Consider the following 20,384-nt stretch of genomic DNA (forward strand, 5'->3'; position numbering starts at 1 on the left):
CGCATAGTTGGCCCATCGAACCGGGGAAACACCCGGCGCCAGGATCGGGAGGGGGACGTGACCGGATTGTCACCCACGGGCTATCACCTGCCCGTCTATGATTATGTGCGGCCGCCGGAATTGTCCGGAAGTATCGGGCGCCGGTATCGGGTGGCGATTGTTGGTGCCGGTCTGGCTGGCCTGACGCTGGCCTGCGATCTGGCCAGTCGGGGTATTGCCGCTGTCGTTCTGGACGAGGATGACACGGTGGGCGTGCGCGGTGCCTCCAGCCGGGGCATCTGCTACGCCCAGAAAAGCCTGGAGATTTTTGACCGGCTGGGCATTTACCACCGCATCCGCGACAAGGGAGTGACCTGGTCCGTCGGCAAGGTGCTGCGCGGCCAGGATGCGCTCTACCGGTTCGATCTGGCCGAGGGCAGCCGGTCCGCCCAGCCGCCCTTCATCAATATCCAGCAATTCTATGTCGAATGGTTCCTGGTGGACCGTATCCGGGAACTGGGGCGCACGGACCTGCGCTGGAAGAACCGCGTGACCGGCATCCGGCAGGATGAGGATAGCGCCGTCCTGACCGTGGAAACGCCAGATGGTGCCTACAACCTGGAAGCCGACTGGGTGATCGACGCCTCGGGCCATGCCAGCCGCGTGCGGCAATCCCTGGGCCTGCCGACACACGGGGAACTGGGGGAGGATCGCTGGTGCATCTCCGACGTGCGCTTCCATAAGGATCTGCCGGTCGAGCGCTGGACCTGGGTCGAGGCGCCGTTCAATGAAAACCGGGCGGTCTGGCAACACCTGATGGCCGATGGCGTCTGGCGCATGGATTACCAGATGCTGCCCAATACCGACCCGAACGAGGCCAGCCGGCCGGAGGTGGCGGCAGCCCGGCTGCGCGATCAGTTGGGGCCGGATGTCGAATTCGATCTGATCTGGGTCGGCGCCTATGCATACCGCACGCAGCTGATGGGTGATTTCCGGCATGGAAAGGTGTTCTTCATCGGCGATGCGGCCCATGTGAAAAGCCCGTTCGGCGCGCGTGGCGGCAATAGCGGCATTCAGGATGCGGAAAACCTGGCCTGGAAGCTGACACTGGTCCTGAACGGTCAGGCGCCCGAAACGCTATTGGACAGCTACAACGCCGAACGGCGCCCGGCGGCGGTGGAGAATATCGCCGTGACCCGCCGGTCCGGCCGGTTCCTGGCCCCACGCACGGAGATCGAGCGGCTGTTCCGCACCGCCGTGATGGATCTGGCGGCCGGTCATCACTTTGCCCGCCTGCTGCTGAATACCGGGCGCATGTGTGTGCCCCACCATTATGGGCCATCGCCCCTGACCACGGGCGATGCGGGACAGGCCATGCCCAATCTGACCCTGGGCAGCCATTCCCTTGCTGGAATGCTGCCCGGCGACGGGGCCGGCCTCCTGGCCCTCTGGTGTCCGCATGAGGAGGAGAATGGGCTGGGCAGCGGCCTTTCGGACCTGACCCGTGAGGGCTGGCCCCTACACGTCCAGCCTGTCGGTGCCGATGAAGCGCGGGCGCTGGGCATGGCACCGGGGGCGGTACTGCTGATCCGCCCCGATCTGCACCTCGCCGCCCGTTTGCCCGATGCCGATGCGGAACAGGTCCGCGGCGCCCTGGCGCGCGCCACCGGCCGGACCTGACGCAGGGAGGAAACGATATGCGCACCACCCCCAACATACCCGATCCCGACGCCTTCTATGAGGCGCTGCTGGATACCCATGCCGGGCTGCCGGCGGCGGATAGCCACGCGCTCAACGCCCGCCTTGTCCTGCTGCTGGCCAATCAGGTCGGCGACCAGGACGTCCTGCTGTCCTGTCTTGAAACAGCGCGGGATACCGCCACGCAACGGAGGAACGATCCGTGACCCAATCCTTTGCGTCCGCCGCCGACAATGCCCAGCAGACACCGCAACTGGTCGAACTTGCCAGCGGCGTCTATGGCTATATCAGCGATTTCGATCCCAATTGCGGCTTCGTGGTCGGCCCGGACTATGTCGTCGCCATCGACACCCGCGCCACGCCCGCCCTGGCACGGGAGATGCTGGCCGCCATCCGCAGCGTGACCGACAAGCCCGTGCGCTATGTCTTCCTGTCCCACTACCACGCGGTACGGCTGATGGGGGCGTCTGCCTTTGAAGGGGCCGCCCTGATCGCCAGCCAGGCGACATTGGACCTGATCACCGAACGCGGGCCGGACGATTTCGAGTCCGAGGTGCGGCGCTTCCCCCGCCTGTTCCGGGGGGTGGAGGAAATCCCCGGCCTGACTTGGCCCGATCTGGTTTTCGATCAGGGGCTGACCCTGCGTCTGGGCGACCGCGACCTGCATTTCCGGCATCTGGGACGGGGACATACGGCGGGCGATTCCATCTGCTGGATACCGGATTGCGGGGTATTGTTCTCCGGCGATCTGGTGGAAAACCGCTGCGGTGTCTATGCCGGCGACGGCTATGTCGCCGACTGGATCGACACCCTGGCCCGGCTGCGCGACCTGCCGGCCACCACCATGGTGCCGGGCCGGGGGGCGGCCCTGCGGTCGCGTGAAGCGGTGGTGGGTGCCATTGAGGCCACCCAGGGCTTCCTGACCGCCCTGCGCGACGTGGTTGCCCATGCCCATGCGCAAGGGGCGGACCTGAAATCCTGCTTCCAGGCGGCAGAGCAGACCATGGTCCCGCTTTATGGCGACTGGCCGGTCTTCGCCCATGTGCTGCCCTTCGATGTGGCGCGCATGCTGGAACAGTTGGAAGGCGGGGAGCATCCCACCCCCTGGACCGCCGAGCGCGACCAGGCGCTCTGGGCCTTGCTGAGGGGCTGATGGAGATGCCGGGATCAGACGGGACGCATCAGGCGCGGCAGGTTGCGCAGGCACAGGGCGAACAGTTCCGCCTGGGACGCGATGCCCAGCTTCTGATAGGCGCGCTTGCGCAAGGTGATCACCGTCGACGGGCGCACGCCCAGATCGGCGGCGATGCCGTCCGTCTGATAACCCAGCACGATGCGGCAGCACACGGCCAGTTCGCGTGTGCTCAAGGTCTCGTCGGCCAGTTCGACCAGCCTTTCGACAAAGGGCAGGGTCCGGCCAGTATTGATGTCCGACTGCACGATGTAATGAGCGCAATGCTGGCGCACGATGCTGGTCAGCAGCGGCGTGATGGCGGACAGGAGAGCGACCTCCCCGTCCGTGAACGTCCCGGCGCGCAGGGAACGGTAGAAGTTCAGGTAGAAGGCCATGTCCGACGTGCGCCAGATATAGGACACCTTATCAACGATGCCGACGGTCGTATAGAAGCGGCGCAGATAGTCCTGCATGGCCACACGGGCCGGGTCGTGCCGGCGGAAGATCACCTTCCGGCTGCTGGATATGCGCGACAATTCCTCGAAATTCGGGTCGAACGCATGCAGCCCGGCGACATAGTCGCGGCCCAGCGACAGCACGGTCGCCCTGTCCTGCAGGCTGGACCCGCCCACCTGTTTCAGCCCCGCCGCCTGCGAGTAGCAGAGGATGGTGCAGTGATCGACCGGGATCAGCCGTGCAACGGCCGCCAGCAGCGCATCGTCAAAGCGCGGCCGGCCGATGGCGGCCACCGCGTCGGACAGGGCGCAAAGCCCGACCGTCAGATCGTCCGGGGTGCCAGGCGCCGTCATGACCGGGCCTCCCGGTGCAGCGGAGCAACCAAGCCATAAAATGAGGGGGGGAAACGATGACACTGGAACTGGTCGTGATCGATGTGCGGCCTGGTGCCGCCATGGAAAGCCAGTCGGGGCTGCAGATGCTGCGCCCCCGCCTCTATGGCGCCTTCGCCCGCCCGCCGGGTGCGCGCACAGCCGCCCTGATCATGCATCCCACCAGCAATTTCATGGGCCATTACCTGCTGGCCCCGCTGGCGGCGCGCGGCATCGCCACCCTGGCGCTGAATTCGCGCTATATGGGCAATGACGCGGTGCTGCTGCTGGAACAGGTGATCCAGGATATGGGCGCCGGTGTCGCCTGGCTGCGCCGGCAGGGGTTTGACCGCGTGGCCCTGATCGGCAATTCCGGCGGGGCGGCCCTGTCCGCCTTCTACCAGGCGCAGGCGGAGAATCTCTCCATCACCGACACGCCGGCGGGCGACCTTGTCGATCTGCGGCCCGACGATCTGCCGCCGGCCGACGGTATCGTCCTGGCCGCCGCCCATCTGGGCCGGTCGCGGCTGATGGATACCTGGATCGACCCCGCCGTGGTGGACGAACATGATCCGATGCTGTCCTGCGCTCAGCTGGACATGTTCAACCCGGACAATGGCCCGCCCTATAGTGCTGCCTTCCTGGAGCGCTACCGCACGGCCCAGCGCGCCCGCAATGCCGGGATCGAGGCCTGGGCGCGTGACCGGCTGAGCCAGTTGCGCGCACGGCCCGACGGCATGCGCGACGAGGCCTTCGTCATCCACCGCACCCTGGCGGACCCGCGCTGCCTGGACCCGTCCATCGATCCCAACGACCGCATCCCGGGCACCACCGTCTGGGGCCCGCCGCGTGCACAGAACTATGCCGCCAACAGCATGGGGCGCTATACGTCGCTGACGGGCTACCTCAGCCAATGGTCGCCCAGCAGCCGGGGCAACGGCCCGGCCAATCTGGCGCGCACACACGTTCCGGTGCTGCTGCTGGAATATACGGCCGACCCGTCGGTCTTCCCCTCCGACAATGCCACCTGGGCCGAGGCGGCAAAAGGCCGGGTGGAGCGACACGCCATCAAGGGCGGCAACCATTATCTCAGCGGCCAGCCGCATCTGGTGGATCAGGTCGCCGACCATATTGCCGGCTGGTGCAGCCGGCTTTGACACAGGAGACACCGCATGCTGCCCCCCGTCCCCATCCATGGCCTTCACCATTTCGCCTGGCGCTGCCGCGATGCGGAGGAAACACGGCATTTCTATGAGGATCTGCTGGGCCTGCCGCTGGTGCATATCGTGCGCAGCGACCATGTGCCCAGCACGGGCGAATATTGCCCCTATGTCCATATCTTCTTCCAGATGCGCGACGGCTCCTACATCGCCTTCTTCGATCTGGGGGATGATGTGGCGGCCGCCCCCTCCCCCAACACACCGGCCTGGGTAAACCATATCGCCCTGCGCGTCGGTTCCATCGCGGAGGTCGAACAGGCCATGGCTCGCCTGAAGGCGGCAGGGGTGGAAGTTGTCGGCATCACCGATCATCACATCATCCAATCCCTCTATTTCTTCGATCCCAACGGCCTGCGCGTCGAACTGACGGCACAGAGCGTGTCCGATGAATACATGCGGGACGCAGCCAAAACCGCCCATGGCGAACTGGCGCTCTGGGTGGCCGAAAAGGCCACCCTATCCCGTCACCCGCGCCACGAAGCGGGCCAGGACGGGGCCTAGTTCATCGACAGAAGAATGGATCTGGTGGACGGGGCTGATATGGTTATGCCCCTCCAGCCGGTGGAAATCCGGCCATTTCCCCTTGGCGGCCACCCGGCGGGAGACCAGTAGCGCCGCCTGCCGCTGGAAATCGGCCGGGTCATTCTCCGAGACGGTGAACAGGCAGGGCACGCTGGTGGCGGCCAGCCCGTCGATGCTGGATTGCGCCGCGAACCAGGCCGGGTCCGTGCCGAAATAGGCATCCTGATAGGGATTGCGGGCGGCACTGGGCACATCATACAGGCCGGACAGCAGGATAGCCCCCGCGATGGAGGCGGCCGCCTGATCCGCGAAGCCCTGCCCGCCGACATAGGAGGCAACATGGGCCGCCCCCGCCGATTGTCCCATCAGCACGATACGGCCGGGATCGCCGCCATGCCGGGCCACCTCAAGCCTTAGCCAGGCCACCAGCCGCGCCACATCCTCCGCCCCCGCCGGCCAGGGATGGACCGGGGCCAGCCGGTAGGTGGCGGTCATACCCAGCCAGCCCTGGGCCGCCGCCCAGGCTCCGACATTGTTGTAGAAGGGGGCACCGGGTGCTCCCTTGTCACCACCGACAAAACCGCCGCCATGCAGGAAGACCAGCACCGGCCGCTTAGCGTCGGTGACCAATTCTCCGAAAAGGTCCAGCCGGTGGCGCGGGTCGGGACCGTAGAACAGGTCGCGCCGGACCATGGCTTCGTCAACGGGCGGCTGCAACGGCCCGAACAACGCCATGGAGGCCTGGACCTGTGCGCCTGAGAATTCCGTGCCCAGGGCGCGGATACGGTCATGGATATGCATCACTTCCCCTATCACCACGGATCCTGCGACTGCACGCTGAAGGGCCGGCAATCGACGGGCGGCGGGGCGTTGAAGGGCCGGGGCACCATGGTCCGGTCGCCCTTCCAGGGGACCTGATCGGCCTTTGTCCAAGCATTGACGAACAGCCGATGGAATTTCCAGCGGCCATCGCGCTTGACCAGACGGTCATCACGCGTGCCGATGCCGAAGATGAAATTGGTGCCGTAATCGGTGTTGAACTGGATGATCTGGAAGAAGCAGCGCACGCGCGCGCCTTCCGGACGTGGGTCCATGATGAAATGGTTGAACAGGTGCTGCCGGCCCAACCACCAATGCTGCCGGTCATACCACAGGCCGCGCAGATGCGCGCGGATCGCGTCGTGACCGTGCGCCTTGCCCTGCCACAGATGGTCGAACTCCCCATCCTCCGCGAAGGTGTCCAGCACCTGCTCCTCATCGGCCAGATCCAGGCCCCAGGCATAGCGTGCGAACAGTTCGGTGATTTCGGCGCGGTCCTCCGCAGGCATCACAGCCGGCACACCGCCCGGCCAGCAGACCTCGTCCATCGATCCCTCTCCCGGAAACGGCCCGCGCGCGTGCAGATGACGCCGGGCGGAACAAGGGTCAGGGGTAACAGCGTTTCATTGATAGTTCAATGAACTTTTACATTGAGGGATCAACGATGTTTGAAATCCGCCTGCCGACCAGCCTATATCTTCACCATATGCGCCAGCCTTTCGCCGATGCGGGACAGAAGCTCGTCCAGCACCACCCGCTCCTCCGGCGAGAGATCGACCAGCAGCGATTCATGGAAGGCGACACGTTCCTTCAGCGTCGCCTTGTACAGCTTCTGCCCGCTCTTGGTGAGGTAGAGGATGGGGGTACGCAGGTCGTTGGGGTTCTCGCGGCGCCTTGTATATCCACGCTCTTCCAATGACCGGGCCGCGCGGCTGACCTCGGCGCGGTCGACCCAGGCGAGGTCGGCGACCTGCCCCACGGTTCCGCCCTCGGGCATGGTGCCAAGCCGGGCCAGCACCCGCCATTCCGCGTAGGTCAGTTCCCCCCGCTCCGCCAGCCGCCTTATCGTCAGCCGGTCGATCACCTTGGCGATCAAGGTCACCCGGAAGGTGGAGAATTGCAGATTTGAAACATTCCACCCCGGCAGCTCAAGCTTCGCGCGGGCCGGCACCGCGTTTTCCGCGCCCGGCACGTCACCGTCTCCCTCGCTGCTGGCCGGGCTCGCGTCCGATCTGGCCTGCCGTTTCATATGTCTTCTTTCATCCCGATCAAGTGTCAGCGACGGCTGATCCGGTCCATTGTTAGTTGATCGTTCAATGATATTCCAGCTTTCTGGCGGCTGGCCACAGAGCTGCCGGATCGAAGGGCAAAGATTTTCGGGATGCATGCTCAAGGGGGCTGGCGCGGAACCGACGCTAGCGATATTATTGATTCATCAAAGATCGGTCGGAACGGACGGCCCTTGACCCGTGCGTATACAGGCCGGCATCCCCATCATAAAACATCGCCGGATCATGGTCCGGCACCCTTGAGGGAGGGAGTGCTGCTTCATGTCGGCGTTTGACGTCCAGAACTTCATCGACCAGCGCAAGATCGGCCTGCCGCAATGCCTTGTGCTGCTGCTGACCACGCTGGCCATGTTCATCGACGGATTCGACATCTTCATGGTGGGCAAAATCGCGCCCGCCATCGCCGGGGATTTCGGCACCACGCCGGCCAGCATGACCATCGTCTTTGTCCTGCAGCAGACCGGTCTGGCCATCGGCGCCTTCGTCATCAGCCCGCTGTCCGACTATTACGGGCGCAAGCGCATGCTGGTCATCGCCTTCATCATTTTCGGCCTGCTGACCACGATCACCGTCTTCTCCACCTCGCTGATGATGGTGGCCATCCTGCGCGGCCTGTCGGGCCTGTTCCTGGCCAGTGTCGTGCCCACCACCATGGCGCTGCTGGCGGAATTCACGCCCAAGCGCTGGCGCTCGCTGTTCATCGCCATCGGCATCGCGGGCTATAGCGCCGGCAGTGCCGCCGGTGCCGCCGTCGCCCTGCTGGTCCCCCACTATGGCTGGGAAAGCGGCTTCTGGCTGGGCGGGCTGATGCCGCTGGTCATGGTGCCGGTACTGTTGCTGTTCCTGCCGGAATCACTGACCTACCGCGTGGGGCGTGACCCCAGCCACCCCGCCATCGCCCGCACCATCCGCTGGATGGACCGCAATCTGGTCCTGACGGGGGATGAACGGTTCGTGACGGCGGAAACCGGCGGCAAGAAGGTGAAGGCCCATGTCATCGACGTGTTCCGCGACGGGCGCGCCCGCACCAGCACCATTCTGTTCGCCGCCTGCGTGCTGTCCATGGGCAATATCGCGCTGCTGGCGGCCTGGCTGCCCACCTTCTTCCAGGAAATGGGCGGCATTTCGATCCAGCGTTTCGCCATCGTTTCCATGACTGCCTTCATCGGCGGCATGATCGGGACCGTGACCATCGGCTTCCTGATGGACCGGATCGGGGCAACGCGCCTGATCCCGCTTTATTATATCGGGATTGCGGCCACGCTGATCCTGATGGGCCATGTGCCGTTCGGCACGGTGGGCTTCGTGCTGCTGCTGGTCTGCTGGAGCTTCTGTCAGTCGGGCGGACAGGCGGGGTTGAACATGCTGATGACCCAGATCTATCCGACGGCGCTGCGCAGCACGGGCGTGGGCTGGGCCGGTGGCGCGGGCCGTATCGGCGGCGTCATTGCGCCGCTGTTCGGCGGCATGGCGCTGGCCTCCTCCTTCACGCTGGAGGTCACGCTGGCCATGATCGCCATTCCGCCGGTCGCCGTGGCCCTGCTGGTCCTGCTGCTGAAGCCGATCCAGCGCGATGGCGCCCCGGCCGCAAAGCCTGTGGTGGCGTGATATTTCCCGGTCTGGCGGTATCTGCCGCCAGACCGGGACCCGCGCTAGCCTTTCATTTTCCTCAAGCGCCGGCGCGGCATCCGCCGTTTGGCTTACGCGGCAGGTGCCGCGCGGCGGCGGTCGCCGCTAGAGCGGTTTCCGGTCAATCGAAAACCGCTCTAGCGGGTGCCTAGTCTCTCTCCCGGCACCCAGGTGCCATGGAAGGTCGTGCGTACCCGCATCGGCATATACAGCCGGGCCACCGGCCCCGCCGCCACATCCTGTGCATCCAGAATCGCCAACTCGCTGAGGTTGGTTTCCAGCCGGTTGACGATGACCAGCAGCCAGCCATCCCCCTCCGGCGCGCCGGGATAACGGGCCACGAATTGCGGTTCATGGACGGAGGCGCCGGGGCCGGGATGCCAGCGCGTCATCTCTCCGGTACGCAGATCGACGCGGCCGATGGCGGATGACCCGTCCGGCCCGCGCCCCACGATCAGGAAACCGTGACGGCATTCCTGCCCCTGATACCGGTCATCGGTGCGCGGCATCTCGCCCGGCGTATTGATGATCCGCCGCCGTTCGAACCCGTCGCCGTTGCTGGTCAGGTCGAAGCTGAGGCGCGACAGGAAGGGCGGGCAGCCTTCGACATGTTCGCCATCCGGCGTGGGGAAAAACGGGAAGCAGTTGCCATCGTAATAGCAGGCCTCCAGATGGACCGTCCCGCCCTCCTCCCAGGCGTTCATCATATGGCTGAGGCAGCCGGCAGGCCCCCGGAACCAGCGTATATCCTCCCGCGTGCCGCCGCGTTTCACCAGCGCCACCACAATCTGTTCGTCGGGGTGCCACTCATAGAAGGTGCTGCCGCGCTTCAGAGCCTCCACATCCGTGATCAGCGGCATGAAGGGAAAGATGGCCCAGTGCGGCGTGACCGCGAAATCATGGACCAGGGAGGCATAGGGCATCTCGAACCAGATTTCGTCCAGGATGCCCCCCTGATCGTCGATATCGTAGAAGACGATGTCCCGCGTCCCGTCACCGCGCGCCTGATAGGAATAGGTCAGCAGACGGCCATCGTCGGGATACCATTTCGGATGCGCCGTCAGGGAGGTCGCCCGGACCTTACCCCCGAAATCATAGCGCCCGACAGGGTCCAGCGTGTCGCGGTCCACCTCGAACGGCAGGTCATCCTCCTTCAGCACCAGCAGCCGGCCATCATGGAAGATCACATTGGTGTTGGCGGTGCCACCGCTGACACCCTTGACCGACGGGTCGTCGGTGAAACGGTTGCGGTACAGGCCGTACAGCGACCGGCCGGCCTTCGCCTGCGCCATGTAACGATCATTGCGGACCCAGCGGCTGCGGTAGGAGACGGTGCCATCCTTGATGCGGAACATGTGTGCCATGCCCTCGCCATCGATGAAGATGTCGGTGCCCAGCATGGGCGGATATTGCCGGTCCGGCCCGGCGCGGTACCAGGTGCCATCCAGGCCGGCCGGCACCGCCCCTTCGATCAGTTCCAGCGCCTCAACCGTCGATTCCAGGCGCAGCGGCTTGGCCCAGCCATGATAGGCCGGGATGTCGGGAAAACGGACTTCCATTGATTTCTCCCCTCGGCCATCCGCGGGTTCACGGGTGACCGTGATTGGGGCAGCGGTCCGGTTCCCCAGCCGGGGGGCAGCCTCCGGACGGGACACGACTCGTTGCCTCATTGCGATAGTCATTGAATAATCAATATTATGGTTGGGCTGTCAATGCGCAAAAGCGCGGAATTTCTGATCATCGCCGGCAGAAGAAGAGAGGCTGGACATGACCGTTCCCGGTTGAAAGCCGAAAGCTGGCCGGACATGGCTCCAACGCCCGGCCAATCGTGAATTCTGTGGCAGGCCAGAACCGGTTCGCATACCATCGGATGCATCCGCCCGACAGGAACCATAAAAAAATACCAATAAATACAATGTATTATATTGCGATGGCCAAGCAGATTCTATCCAAGGCACGCCAGGGAGTAAACCGTGGAAGGGTCATCGATTTACCCGATCAACCACTTGCCAAGATACACATCATTGAGCTATCAATGATCTCATTGATAAATCAACAAGCGTTTGCGCCGCCGTGCCCCGTGTCTGTCCGGCGCATCGCAGGGGGAGGAAATCCACATGAGGCATTCAATGGCGCACCGGCTGACCGGCGCCAGCATCCTGGCCGTCCTTGCCGCCCTGGCCAATCCCGCCGCCGCACAGGACGCCGCCGGCGCGCCGCAACAGACGCTCGACCAGTTGGAAGAGATCATCGTCACCGGCACGCGCCTGCCTATGACCGGCTTCGCGGCGCCGACGCCGGTGACCGTCATGGGCGAGGTGGAATTGCAGCGCCAGGGCGTGTCCAATGTCGCCGACCTGCTGAACACCCTGCCGTCCTTCCGGCCGCAATCGACCCCGGCAACGGTCGGCATCTTCTCCAGCAATGCCGGCGCCAATCTGGCCGACTTGCGCGGCCTGGGCGCCCAGCGCACGCTGGTGCTGGTCAATGGCCGCCGCTTCGTCGCCAGCACCATCGCCGGCAGCGGCAATTCGCCATCGGGTTCCGTGGACCTGAACCTGATCCCGACCGTGCTGATCGAACGAAGCGAAGTGGTCACCGGCGGCGCCTCCGCAGCCTATGGGTCCGATGCGGTTGCCGGCGTCGTCAACGTCATCCTGAACACCAGTCTGCAAGGCGTGCGCGGCAGCGTGCAGTATGGCCTGTCGCAGGAGGATGACAATCGGGAAGTCTATGCCACCCTGGCCGGCGGCACCGATTTCGCCGATGGCCGTGGCCATATCGTGATCGGCGGCGAATATTCCAACAACAAGGGCATGGGCGACTGCTACAGCCGCGACTGGTGCGCCGAAAGCTACAACGCCATTTCCAACCCGACGCCGCAGACCAACGGTCTGGCGCGCCAGATTCTGCTGCCCAACGCCCGCACCGCAACCTCGTCCTTTGGCGGCCTGATCACGACGGGTGTGCTGCGCGGCATCGAGTTCCGGCCCGACGGCAGCTATTTCAACCATGATTACGGCACCTATTATGCCACCGGCCCCGCCTTCTCCAATGGCGGCCTGTTCCAGTCGGGCGGCAGCGCCGATCCGGTCAATGGCTTCTACAACAATTTCCCGCTGGTGGCGCCGGTCGAGCGCTATTCCGGCATGATGCATGCCAAGTACCAGGCCACGGACAATGTCGAACTGTTCATGGAGGCCTCTTATGGCCGTGCCAACGCGGAAACCACCGGCGCCTCGGCCCGCAATACCGGCAACATCACCATCCAGCGTGACAATGCCTATCTGCCGGCGGCCCTGCGCGCGCAACTGGTGACGGCCAACCAGACCAGCTTTTCCTTCGGCCGTGTGTCCAACGATATCGGCCCGCCTGTGGCGGAGGTGGAGCGCGAGACCTATCGCCTGGTCTCCGGCGCGCGCGGCGACCTCAGCGACAGCTGGCAGTGGGACGCCTATTATCAGTATGGCCGGACCAATTACGAACAGGAAACCCGCAACACCCAGATCACCGACAATTTCGCCCGCGCGGTGGATGCGGTCGACCAGGGCCTGTTCCAGAACGGTGTCGCCAACGGCAATATCGTCTGCCGCTCCACCCTGACCACGCCGACCAACCCGCTGGTGGCGGGGTGCAAGCCGCTGAACCTGTTCGGTGAGAACCGCTTCTCGCCCGAGGCCGTCGCTTATGCCTACGGCACGGCCTGGCAGAAGACGCACCTGATCCAGCAGGTGGCCTCGGCCAACATCTCCGGTACCGTCGCGGAACTGCCCGCCGGCCCGGTCTCCTTCGCCACGGGTGCGGAGTACCGCGTGGAAAGCGTGGCCGGCAGCGCCGACCCGCTTTCATCGGCCCTGCGCTTCATCACCAGTTCCGGCCAGTCCATCACCGGCCCCGACATCAAGGTGAAGGAAGGCTATGCCGAACTGGGCGTGCCGCTGCTGAAATCGGTGCCGTTTGCCGAAAGCCTGTCGGTCAATGGCGGCGTCCGCCTGACCGACTATTCGACCAGCGGTTCGGTGTGGAGCTGGAAGGCCGGCCTGTCCTGGGAGCCCACGGATTTCCTGCGGGTACGCGGCACCCGGTCGCGTGACATCCGCGCGCCGAACTTCTTCGAACTCAATGCCCCGGCCAGCACCAGCTTCCAGTTCCTGACCGACCCCGCCACCGGCGGCAGCGCACTGACCTCCGTCGTGCTGAGCGGCAATACCAAGCTGCGGCCAGAGATTGCCAAGACCTGGACGGCGGGTGCCGTCGTCACACCCATCGACGACCTGCAATTCTCCGCCGATTATTTCGATATCAGCCTGGATGGCGCCATCACCACCCTGGGCGGGCAGATCATCATCAACCGCTGCGCTGCCGGGGCGACGGAACTTTGTTCCCTGATCACCAAAAATGCCGCTGGCACCATCACCAGCGTCAGGAACGCTAACCTGAACCTGAACACGCTGAAGACACGCGGCGTGGATGTCGAGGCCCGGTATAAAATCGCCGTTGGTGAAGGCGACCTGACCCTGCGCGCGCTCGGCACCTATCTGTTCGACCTGATCACCATTGATGCGACGGGTGCTTCGGTAAACCGGGCCGGCATGAACGGCTCGCCCACGTCACAACCGTCGGGCCTGCCGACCTTCACCGGCACGCTGAGCGCCACCTATGCGCAGGGTGATTTCAGCGGCACCCTGACCTCACGCTACATCTCGCGCGGTGTTTACAACGCCACGCTGATCGGCCCGCACCAGTCCGGCTACACCGCGACGGCGGCCAACAGCATCAGCGACAATTATGTCGGCGATTACTGGCTGTTCAACCTGAACGCCCAGTACGACCTGACCGTCAACGACACGAAGGTGCAGTTGTTCGGCATCGTGAACAACCTGTTCGACCGCGATCCGCCCAACGACCTGCCGTCCAGCTTCGGTGTGACCAATCCGGTCCTCTATGACAGCATCGGTCGTACCTTCAAGGCCGGCTTCCGCTTCTCCTTCTGATCCAGCCAGGGGAGGTCACACGACCTCCCCTCTCTCCCGGTAAGAATGTGGAGCCAATATGACCTCTCCGGTACAACCGGCCATCGATGATCCCCTGTTCGGACGCGGTTACCGCGCGACCTTGCTGGTGCTGATCCTGCTGGTGTCGGCCTTCGCCTATGTCGACCGGGTTATCGTCCAGACATTGGCGGAACCGATCAAGAAAGATCTGGGGCTGACCGATTTCCAGTTCGGCCTGCTGGGCGGCCTGGCCTTCGCCATCCTCTATTCCACGCTGGGCCTGCCCATCGCGCGGCTGGCCGAACGGCGCGACCGTGTCACCATCATTTCCGTTTCGGTAGCCGTGTTTTCGGTGATGAGCCTGCTCTGCGGCATGGCGACCAATATCTGGACGCTGTTTCTCTGCCGCATCGGGGTCGGCATCGGGGAGGCCGGGGTGCAGGCGCCCAGCACATCGCTGATCGGCGACCATTTCCCGCCCCACCGAAGGGGTTTCGCCCTGACCGTGATGCGGCTGGGTGCCCCGGTGGGCGCCTTGCTGGGCTCCGTTGTGGCGGCCTGGCTGGCACGGGACTATGGCTGGCGCGTGGCCCTGATGCTGGTCTGCGCGCCCGGTCTGGTGGTGGCTCTGCTGTTCCGCCTGCTGCTGCGCGACCCGCCCCGCGGGCATAGCGACCGGCTGGCCGGTGTCAATATCCCGGCACAGGGGGCTGGTGCCGCCTCGCCCCGGACGCTGGAAGTGTTCGCGCAGATGTTCCGCCGCCCAGCCTTCCGCCACATGCTGGCCGGTCTGGCACTGGCCAGCATGGCCTTGTTCGCGGGTGGGGCCTTTACCGCCCCCTTCTTCATGCGTGTGCATGAATTGCCGCTGACCACCACCGCCTTCTATGTGGCGATCCTCAGCACCACGGCATCGACGGCGGGCATGAGCCTGGGCGGTTTCGGCATCGATTTCATCGCACGGCGTGGCAAGCGCTGGTACGCGCTGCTGCCCTGCCTGGGCATCGCCATCAGCGTGCCGCTCTATCTGGCTGGCTATGGGCTGGACAACCATGTCGCCGCGGTGACCCTGATCACCATCGCCGGAATGTTCCTGTTCTTCCATTCGGTACCGACGCTGGTCGCCTTTCAGAACATGGTGGCGCCACAGCAGCGGACCACGGCGGCCTTCGTCTATTTCTTCGTTTCCACCATGGTGGGCGTGGGTTTCGGCCCGCCGCTGCTGGGCCTGCTCAGCGACCTGTTCGCCGCCGCATCCGGGGTCACCGACGACGCCGCCGCCTCGGCTATCGGGGTGCGCAGCGCACTGCTGGCCAGCATCGGCCTCTATGCCTGGGCCGCCCTGCATTACGGGCTGGCCGCCCGCGCCATCGCGGCGGAGGATCACCCATGACCTTCCGTCCTGAAACTTTCCGTGCAAGGGGCATATCATGAAGTTTCCCAACACGCCCAACTTCACCGGTTTCTTCGCCCCGTCCGGCGTGGAGGCGGAAGTCCATGATCTGCCCGTACTGGATGGTGCCGTTCCCGCCGACCTGGATGGCAGCTTCTACCGCGTGGCGCCGGACCCGCAATTCCCGCCGCTGGCCGGCGACGATATCTGGTTCAACGGCGACGGCATGGTGACCCGGTTCCGGTTCAAGGACGGCAATGTCGCCCTGCAGCAGCGCTGGGTCCGTACCGACAAGTTCACACGGGAACGCGAGGCCGGCCGCGCCCTGTTTGGCGCCTACCGCAACCCGCTAACCGATGATGACAGCGTTCAGGGGGAGGTGCGCGGCACCGCCAACACCAATGTGCTTGTCCATGCCGGCAAGCTGTTCGCCCTGAAGGAGGACAGCCCGCCCGTCATCATGGACCCGGAAACGCTGGAGACCCTGGACCCGACCTATGATTTCGGCGGGACCATGACATCGCAGACATTCTCCGCCCATCCCAAGATCGACCCGCGCACGGGCGAGATGCTGAGCTTCGGCTATGCCGCCAAGGGGTTGTGTACCCGCGACATGGTCTATTACACGATCAGCGCGGAGGGGCAGATTACGAACGAGGTTTGGTTCGAGATTCCTTATTACTGCATGATGCACGACTTCGGATTCACCGAGAATTACGTTGTCTTCCATGTGGTGCCAATTGTCGGATCCTGGGACCGGCTGAAGGCCGGCCTGCCGCATTTCGGCTTTGACCGGGGGCGGCCCGTGCATCTGGGCGTGCTGCCGCGCAATGGCCGGGCCGAGGATATCCGCTGGTTCTCCGCCCCCACCTGCTTTGCCAGCCACGTCATGAATGCGCATGAGGACGGCACCAAGGTGCATTTCGATGTGCCGATGGCCAAGGGCAACATGTTCCCCTTCTTTCCCGATACCGAAGGGGCGCCGTTCCAGCCGCATGAAGCCGCCGCGACTATGACGCGCTGGACCGTGGATATGAGTGCGAACAGCGACGACATCCACATGGCGCCGCTGGCCAATCTGGTCGGCGAATTTCCCCGCATCGACGACCGGTTCGCGGGCGTGAAGAACCGTTATGGCTGGCAGCTTGTGCAGGACATGACCAAGCCCGTGGACCTGCCGGGCGGGCGCAGCGCCTCTGGCCTGATGATGAACACGCTGGGCCGCATCGACCTGGAAACGGGGGAGACCGACACTTACTGGGTCGGCTCCACCTCTTCCTTCCAGGAACCGGCCTTCATTCCGCGCCCCGGCTCCACGGCTGAAGGCGACGGCTATATCGTGGCGATTGAGAACCGGCTGGTGGAGCACACCTCCCGCCTGTTGCTGTTCAACGCCCTTAATGTGGCGGCCGGTCCCATCGCGACCATCGGCTTGCCCTTCCGCATCCGTCAGGGACTGCATGGCAACTGGGCACCGGCCCAGGCCACCGCTGCCTGATCGCCCCCTTTGCGCGACCGAAAGGATCAATTTTGGTTGACCAGACTTCCGCCGATTATCCCAAACTCGGCATGTATATCGATGGCGAATGGATCATGCGGGCCGACCGCACCCATCCCGTCATCAACCCGGCCAATGGTGAAACCCTGGGCGAGCTGCCGCTGGCCGGGGCCGCCGATCTTGACCGGGCGCTGGCCGCCGCCGACCGTGGTTTCCGGACCTGGAGCAAGACATCCGTCGATGAACGGGCGCGTGTTCTGCGCGATGCCGCCCGGCTGCTGCGCGAACGGGCCGATGTGATCGCCCGCAACGCCACACGGGAGGAAGGCAAGACCCTGGCCGAGACGCGCATCGAGACTATCGCCTGCGCCGGCCTGTTCGATTTCTATGCGGAGGAAGCGCGCCGGGTCTATGGTCGCGTGCTGGTCCGTCCGGCGGGCCAGCGCTCGCTGGTCATGAAGGTGCCGGTGGGACCGGTGGCGGCCTTTGCCCCCTGGAACTTCCCCGTGCATAATCCGGGCCGCAAGCTGGGCGCCCCCATCGCCGCCGGCTGCTCCGTGATCCTGAAGCCGGCGGAAGAGGCCCCGGCCTCGGCCATGGCCGTGGTGCAGGCGCTGATTGATGCCGGCTGCCCGTCCGATGCGGTCCAGCTTGTTTTCGGCGTGCCAGACGAGGTGTCGCGCCATCTGCTGGCCAGCCCCATCATCCGCAAGCTGAGCTTCACGGGATCGACGGTCGTCGGCAAGCATCTGATGCGGCTGTGCGCCGACACGATGAAGGTGACGACCCTGGAACTGGGCGGCCACGCGCCGGTGATCATCTTCGATGATTGCGATTTCGACCGGACGGTGGAGATGCTGGCCAACAGCAAGGTCCGCAATGCCGGACAGGTCTGCGTTTCCCCCACGCGGTTCTATGTCCAAGAGGGCATCTATGACCGGTTCGTGGCGGCCTATGCGCAGCGTATGTCGCAGATGAAGGTCGGCGACGGTCTGTTGCCCGACAGCAATATGGGGCCGATGGCCAATCCGCGCCGCCCGGTCGCCATCGCCGACCTGATCAAGGATGCCGTCAGCCATGGCGCACGGGTCCGCACGGGCGGCGAAGCGATCGAGGGTAAGGGCTTCTTCTGGCAGCCGACGGTACTGTCCGATGTGCCCAACAGTGCCCGCATCATGAACGAGGAACCGTTCGGCCCCGTGGTGGTCGCCACCCCCTTCGCCACCCTGGACGACGCCGTGGAACAGGCCAACCGCCTGCCCTATGGCCTGGCCTCCTTCGCCTTCACGGAGAATGCGCGCCGCGCCAACCTGATCGGTGACGCCATCGAGGCGGGCATGGTGGGCATCAACACCACCGCACTCGCCGCCTCCGACGCGCCGTTCGGCGGGGTCAAGGAAAGCGGCCACGGGTCGGAGGATGGGCCGGAGGGCCTTGCCGCCTGCCTCGTCACCAAGACCATCCATCAGCATTGAAGACAGGGGTCTACCCATGACCATGCCCAAGACCGGCGGCGCCCAGGGCTATCTGCGCATCGCGACCGAGGAAGCCTTCACCACGCCCGAACTGATCGCGGCCTTTCGTGAGGAACTGGCGGCACCGGATGTCGATCCGGGCTTCCTCAGCCTGATCGGCTACTATCTGGACCATCCTGCCGAACGGCCGCGCTTCGTGGCCAATGCCCTGATGGATCTGGGTGACCAGCGCATCGCGCATATGGATGAACGCGGCATCGACCGTCAGATCCTGGGCCTGACCGCCCCCGGCACCAACGTGATCCGCAATGCCGACCGGGCGACCATGGTGGCGGAAACCGCCAATGACCGGCTGGCCGAGGCCATCGCCAGATATCCCACGCGGTTCAGCGGCATGGCCGCCTGCGCGCCACAGAACCCCAAGGCGGCGGCGCGGGAGGTGGAACGCGCCGTCGGCAAGCTGGGCCTGTCCGGCGTGCTGATCAACAGCCACATCCTGGGCGACTATCTGGACAATCCGAAATTCAACGAGGTGCTGGAAGCCATCGAGGCCATGAATGTCCCTCTCTACATCCACCCCAACACGCCGCCCGCCGCCATGATCGGCCCGCTGCTGGAAGCGGGGCTGGACGGGGCGATCTTCGGCTTCGGGGTGGAGACGGGCATGCATGCGCTACGCATGATCACGTCCGGCGCGCTGGACCGGTTCCCGAAATTGCAGATCATCATCGGCCATATGGGCGAGGCCCTGCCCTTCTGGCTTTATCGCCTGGACTTCATGCATGGGGCCGGCGTGCGCACTGGCCGCTATGAATGCATGAAGCCCCTGAAGAAGGGCAAGGTCTCCACCTATCTGCGCGAACATTTCCACATCACCAATTCCGGCGTGGCCTGGGAAGACGCGATCAAGTTCACGCAGAAGGTGATGGGCGAGGATCGCGTGCTCTACGCCATGGACTATCCCTACCAGTGCCCGGTGGAGGAGGTGATGGCCTTGGACGCGATGGACATGCCGCTGGAGGTGAAGCGGAAATTCTTCCAGACCAATGCGGAGAAGCTGTTCAAGATCAATCCGTCGGCATGATGCTGTTTCCGGTCCGATAAGCCCGAGCAATCGGGGGGGAGCTACGTTTACGAGCATATCCGCCCTGGACCGGCGCGTCAGCGCTTCGGCGCAGGCGGGGTTCGGGGTCGACGCCTTGGAACAGGCTGTCCATGACCGCCACCCCGCCAAGGCAATGTCGGATGATCAAGGTGGGTAAATAACCAGGAGGCTTTGCAGGTTGGATGCGAGTATCGTTACTCTCGCATCCAACCTGCAAAGTTAACTTATTGATTATAATGGAAACCGGCTCAGAGTCGGCATCTGGCCCGGGGTGGCGACTGATTTCCATTGAGAATTGACCCATGTGACCCTTCCCCCCGGGCTCAGCGAGCGATGAGGGCATCGGAGTGATCCACATGGGACTTTTGAATGTCATCCGCCGTTTGGCCCTGCGGGAGAATTTGCCGATCCGGGAGATCGCGCGTCGAACTGATCTGTCGCGGAATACCATCAAGAAGTATTGAAAGCCGGCACGGTCGAGCCGAAGTTCTCGGTGCCGGAGCGCCCCAGCAAGCTGGACCCTTACGCCGACAAGCTCGCAGGCTGGCTTAGGTCGTAGGCCGACGGCGCCAGGGCCGGGAAGGGCACGGTTGTTCCACCGGTCCCGTTCGCCGTGTGGTCGATTGGGGTTAGCGCGGCTTGCCTATTGGTCATTCCATCCCTCGTTGTTCCGACGGTCGCTACGTGGCTTAGCGGATGGCTGGTCATGCAGTGTCCCTTCACGGCTTCAGACCCCGCCGGCACCGAGCCGCCAACCGGCGC

At 64.6% G+C, this 20,384-nt stretch carries 16 protein-coding genes and 1 pseudogene; 12 read left to right on the forward strand and 5 right to left on the reverse strand.

Translation table 11 applies throughout. From position 1 onward, the window contains the following. The first annotated feature begins 57 nt into the window (after window positions 1-57). The 3 genes from ACM9HJ_RS24760 to ACM9HJ_RS24770 are packed head-to-tail and all read left to right on the forward strand — an operon-like array spanning window position 58 to window position 2,830. A complete protein-coding gene (locus ACM9HJ_RS24760; protein ID WP_416574460.1) occupies window positions 58-1,659 on the forward strand; it encodes an FAD-dependent oxidoreductase in 1,602 nt (533 codons plus the stop codon). A 17-nt stretch (window positions 1,660-1,676) separates the two neighbouring features. Further along, complete coding sequence (locus tag ACM9HJ_RS24765; RefSeq protein WP_416574461.1) at window positions 1,677-1,883, forward strand: DUF2783 domain-containing protein; 207 nt, start codon at window positions 1,677-1,679, stop codon at window positions 1,881-1,883. After that, window positions 1,880-2,830: an MBL fold metallo-hydrolase gene (locus ACM9HJ_RS24770; protein WP_416574462.1), complete on the forward strand. Its 951-nt coding sequence runs from the start codon at window positions 1,880-1,882 to the stop codon at window positions 2,828-2,830. The genes ACM9HJ_RS24765 and ACM9HJ_RS24770 overlap by 4 nt, the downstream gene beginning before the upstream one ends. Before the next feature lie 14 nt (window positions 2,831-2,844). Here the strand turns inward: ACM9HJ_RS24770 and ACM9HJ_RS24775 are convergent, their stop codons facing one another. Then, window positions 2,845-3,660, reverse strand: a complete 816-nt coding sequence (locus ACM9HJ_RS24775; RefSeq protein WP_416574463.1) for a helix-turn-helix transcriptional regulator — start codon at window positions 3,658-3,660, stop codon at window positions 2,845-2,847. 56 nt (window positions 3,661-3,716) lie between these two features. Here ACM9HJ_RS24775 and ACM9HJ_RS24780 point away from each other — a divergent pair, with 56 nt between their 5' ends. Beyond that, window positions 3,717-4,835: a hypothetical protein gene (locus ACM9HJ_RS24780; protein ID WP_416574464.1), complete on the forward strand. Its 1,119-nt coding sequence runs from the start codon at window positions 3,717-3,719 to the stop codon at window positions 4,833-4,835. A 15-nt stretch (window positions 4,836-4,850) separates the two neighbouring features. Next, a complete protein-coding gene (locus ACM9HJ_RS24785) occupies window positions 4,851-5,399 on the forward strand; it encodes a VOC family protein (protein WP_416574465.1) in 549 nt (182 codons plus the stop codon). Here ACM9HJ_RS24785 and ACM9HJ_RS24790 read toward each other — a convergent pair. From ACM9HJ_RS24790 to ACM9HJ_RS24800, 3 genes are all read right to left on the reverse strand, one after another. Beyond that, the gene (locus tag ACM9HJ_RS24790; protein WP_416574466.1) at window positions 5,355-6,221 is read right to left on the reverse strand and encodes an alpha/beta hydrolase; all 867 of its coding nucleotides are present in this window, start codon (window positions 6,219-6,221) and stop codon (window positions 5,355-5,357) included. The genes ACM9HJ_RS24785 and ACM9HJ_RS24790 overlap by 45 nt on opposite strands. 11 nt (window positions 6,222-6,232) lie before the next feature. Further along, entirely contained in the window at window positions 6,233-6,787 is a 555-nt protein-coding gene (locus ACM9HJ_RS24795; RefSeq protein WP_416574467.1) for a nuclear transport factor 2 family protein, read from the reverse strand. A 143-nt stretch (window positions 6,788-6,930) separates the two neighbouring features. Continuing rightward, window positions 6,931-7,431 (reverse strand): MarR family winged helix-turn-helix transcriptional regulator, encoded by a 501-nt coding sequence (locus ACM9HJ_RS24800; protein ID WP_416574468.1) that lies wholly within the window; start codon window positions 7,429-7,431, stop codon window positions 6,931-6,933. A 358-nt stretch (window positions 7,432-7,789) separates the two neighbouring features. Here ACM9HJ_RS24800 and ACM9HJ_RS24805 point away from each other — a divergent pair, with 358 nt between their 5' ends. Beyond that, window positions 7,790-9,136, forward strand: a complete 1,347-nt coding sequence (locus ACM9HJ_RS24805; protein ID WP_416574469.1) for an MFS transporter — start codon at window positions 7,790-7,792, stop codon at window positions 9,134-9,136. 158 nt (window positions 9,137-9,294) lie between these two features. Here the strand turns inward: ACM9HJ_RS24805 and ACM9HJ_RS24810 are convergent, their stop codons facing one another. Beyond that, complete coding sequence (locus ACM9HJ_RS24810) at window positions 9,295-10,716, reverse strand: carotenoid oxygenase family protein (RefSeq protein ID WP_416574470.1); 1,422 nt, start codon at window positions 10,714-10,716, stop codon at window positions 9,295-9,297. A 558-nt stretch (window positions 10,717-11,274) separates the two neighbouring features. Between ACM9HJ_RS24810 and ACM9HJ_RS24815 the strand changes: the two genes are divergently transcribed. From ACM9HJ_RS24815 to ACM9HJ_RS24840, 6 genes and pseudogenes are all read left to right on the forward strand, one after another. Next, window positions 11,275-14,151: a TonB-dependent receptor gene (locus tag ACM9HJ_RS24815; RefSeq protein WP_416574471.1), complete on the forward strand. Its 2,877-nt coding sequence runs from the start codon at window positions 11,275-11,277 to the stop codon at window positions 14,149-14,151. A 58-nt stretch (window positions 14,152-14,209) separates the two neighbouring features. Continuing rightward, a complete protein-coding gene (locus ACM9HJ_RS24820) occupies window positions 14,210-15,544 on the forward strand; it encodes a spinster family MFS transporter (protein WP_416574472.1) in 1,335 nt (444 codons plus the stop codon). A gap of 37 nt (window positions 15,545-15,581) precedes the next feature. Beyond that, complete coding sequence (locus ACM9HJ_RS24825) at window positions 15,582-17,042, forward strand: carotenoid oxygenase family protein (RefSeq protein WP_416574473.1); 1,461 nt, start codon at window positions 15,582-15,584, stop codon at window positions 17,040-17,042. Between the two features lie 32 nt (window positions 17,043-17,074). Continuing rightward, entirely contained in the window at window positions 17,075-18,517 is a 1,443-nt protein-coding gene (locus tag ACM9HJ_RS24830) for an NAD-dependent succinate-semialdehyde dehydrogenase (RefSeq protein WP_416574474.1), read from the forward strand. Window positions 18,518-18,533: 16 nt separating this feature from the next. Further along, on the forward strand, window positions 18,534-19,601 hold the full coding sequence (locus ACM9HJ_RS24835) for an amidohydrolase family protein (RefSeq protein WP_416574475.1): 1,068 nt from the start codon (window positions 18,534-18,536) through the stop codon (window positions 19,599-19,601). 377 nt (window positions 19,602-19,978) lie between these two features. Continuing rightward, window positions 19,979-20,175: pseudogene (locus tag ACM9HJ_RS24840) on the forward strand (IS21 family transposase); the annotation flags it as partial. Window positions 20,176-20,384: the final 209 nt, after the last annotated feature.

This window comes from Niveispirillum sp. KHB5.9, assembly GCF_048066115.1.
Lineage (GTDB): Bacteria > Pseudomonadota > Alphaproteobacteria > Azospirillales > Azospirillaceae > Niveispirillum.

Excerpts from the sequence above, each read along its gene's own strand:
- ACM9HJ_RS24775 (WP_416574463.1), bottom strand. The coding sequence starts at position 3,660 with ATGACGGCGCCTGGCACCCCGGACGATCTGACGGTCGGGCTTTGCGCC.
- ACM9HJ_RS24825 (WP_416574473.1), top strand. The coding sequence starts at position 15,582 with ATGAAGTTTCCCAACACGCCCAACTTCACCGGTTTCTTCGCCCCGTCC.
- ACM9HJ_RS24820 (WP_416574472.1), top strand. The coding sequence starts at position 14,210 with ATGACCTCTCCGGTACAACCGGCCATCGATGATCCCCTGTTCGGACGC.
- ACM9HJ_RS24785 (WP_416574465.1), top strand. The coding sequence starts at position 4,851 with ATGCTGCCCCCCGTCCCCATCCATGGCCTTCACCATTTCGCCTGGCGC.
- ACM9HJ_RS24765 (WP_416574461.1), top strand. The coding sequence starts at position 1,677 with ATGCGCACCACCCCCAACATACCCGATCCCGACGCCTTCTATGAGGCG.
- ACM9HJ_RS24805 (WP_416574469.1), top strand. The coding sequence starts at position 7,790 with ATGTCGGCGTTTGACGTCCAGAACTTCATCGACCAGCGCAAGATCGGC.
- ACM9HJ_RS24815 (WP_416574471.1), top strand. The coding sequence starts at position 11,275 with ATGAGGCATTCAATGGCGCACCGGCTGACCGGCGCCAGCATCCTGGCC.
- ACM9HJ_RS24790 (WP_416574466.1), bottom strand. The coding sequence starts at position 6,221 with ATGCATATCCATGACCGTATCCGCGCCCTGGGCACGGAATTCTCAGGC.
- ACM9HJ_RS24780 (WP_416574464.1), top strand. The coding sequence starts at position 3,717 with ATGACACTGGAACTGGTCGTGATCGATGTGCGGCCTGGTGCCGCCATG.
- ACM9HJ_RS24810 (WP_416574470.1), bottom strand. The coding sequence starts at position 10,716 with ATGGAAGTCCGTTTTCCCGACATCCCGGCCTATCATGGCTGGGCCAAG.
- ACM9HJ_RS24795 (WP_416574467.1), bottom strand. The coding sequence starts at position 6,787 with ATGGACGAGGTCTGCTGGCCGGGCGGTGTGCCGGCTGTGATGCCTGCG.
- ACM9HJ_RS24835 (WP_416574475.1), top strand. The coding sequence starts at position 18,534 with ATGACCATGCCCAAGACCGGCGGCGCCCAGGGCTATCTGCGCATCGCG.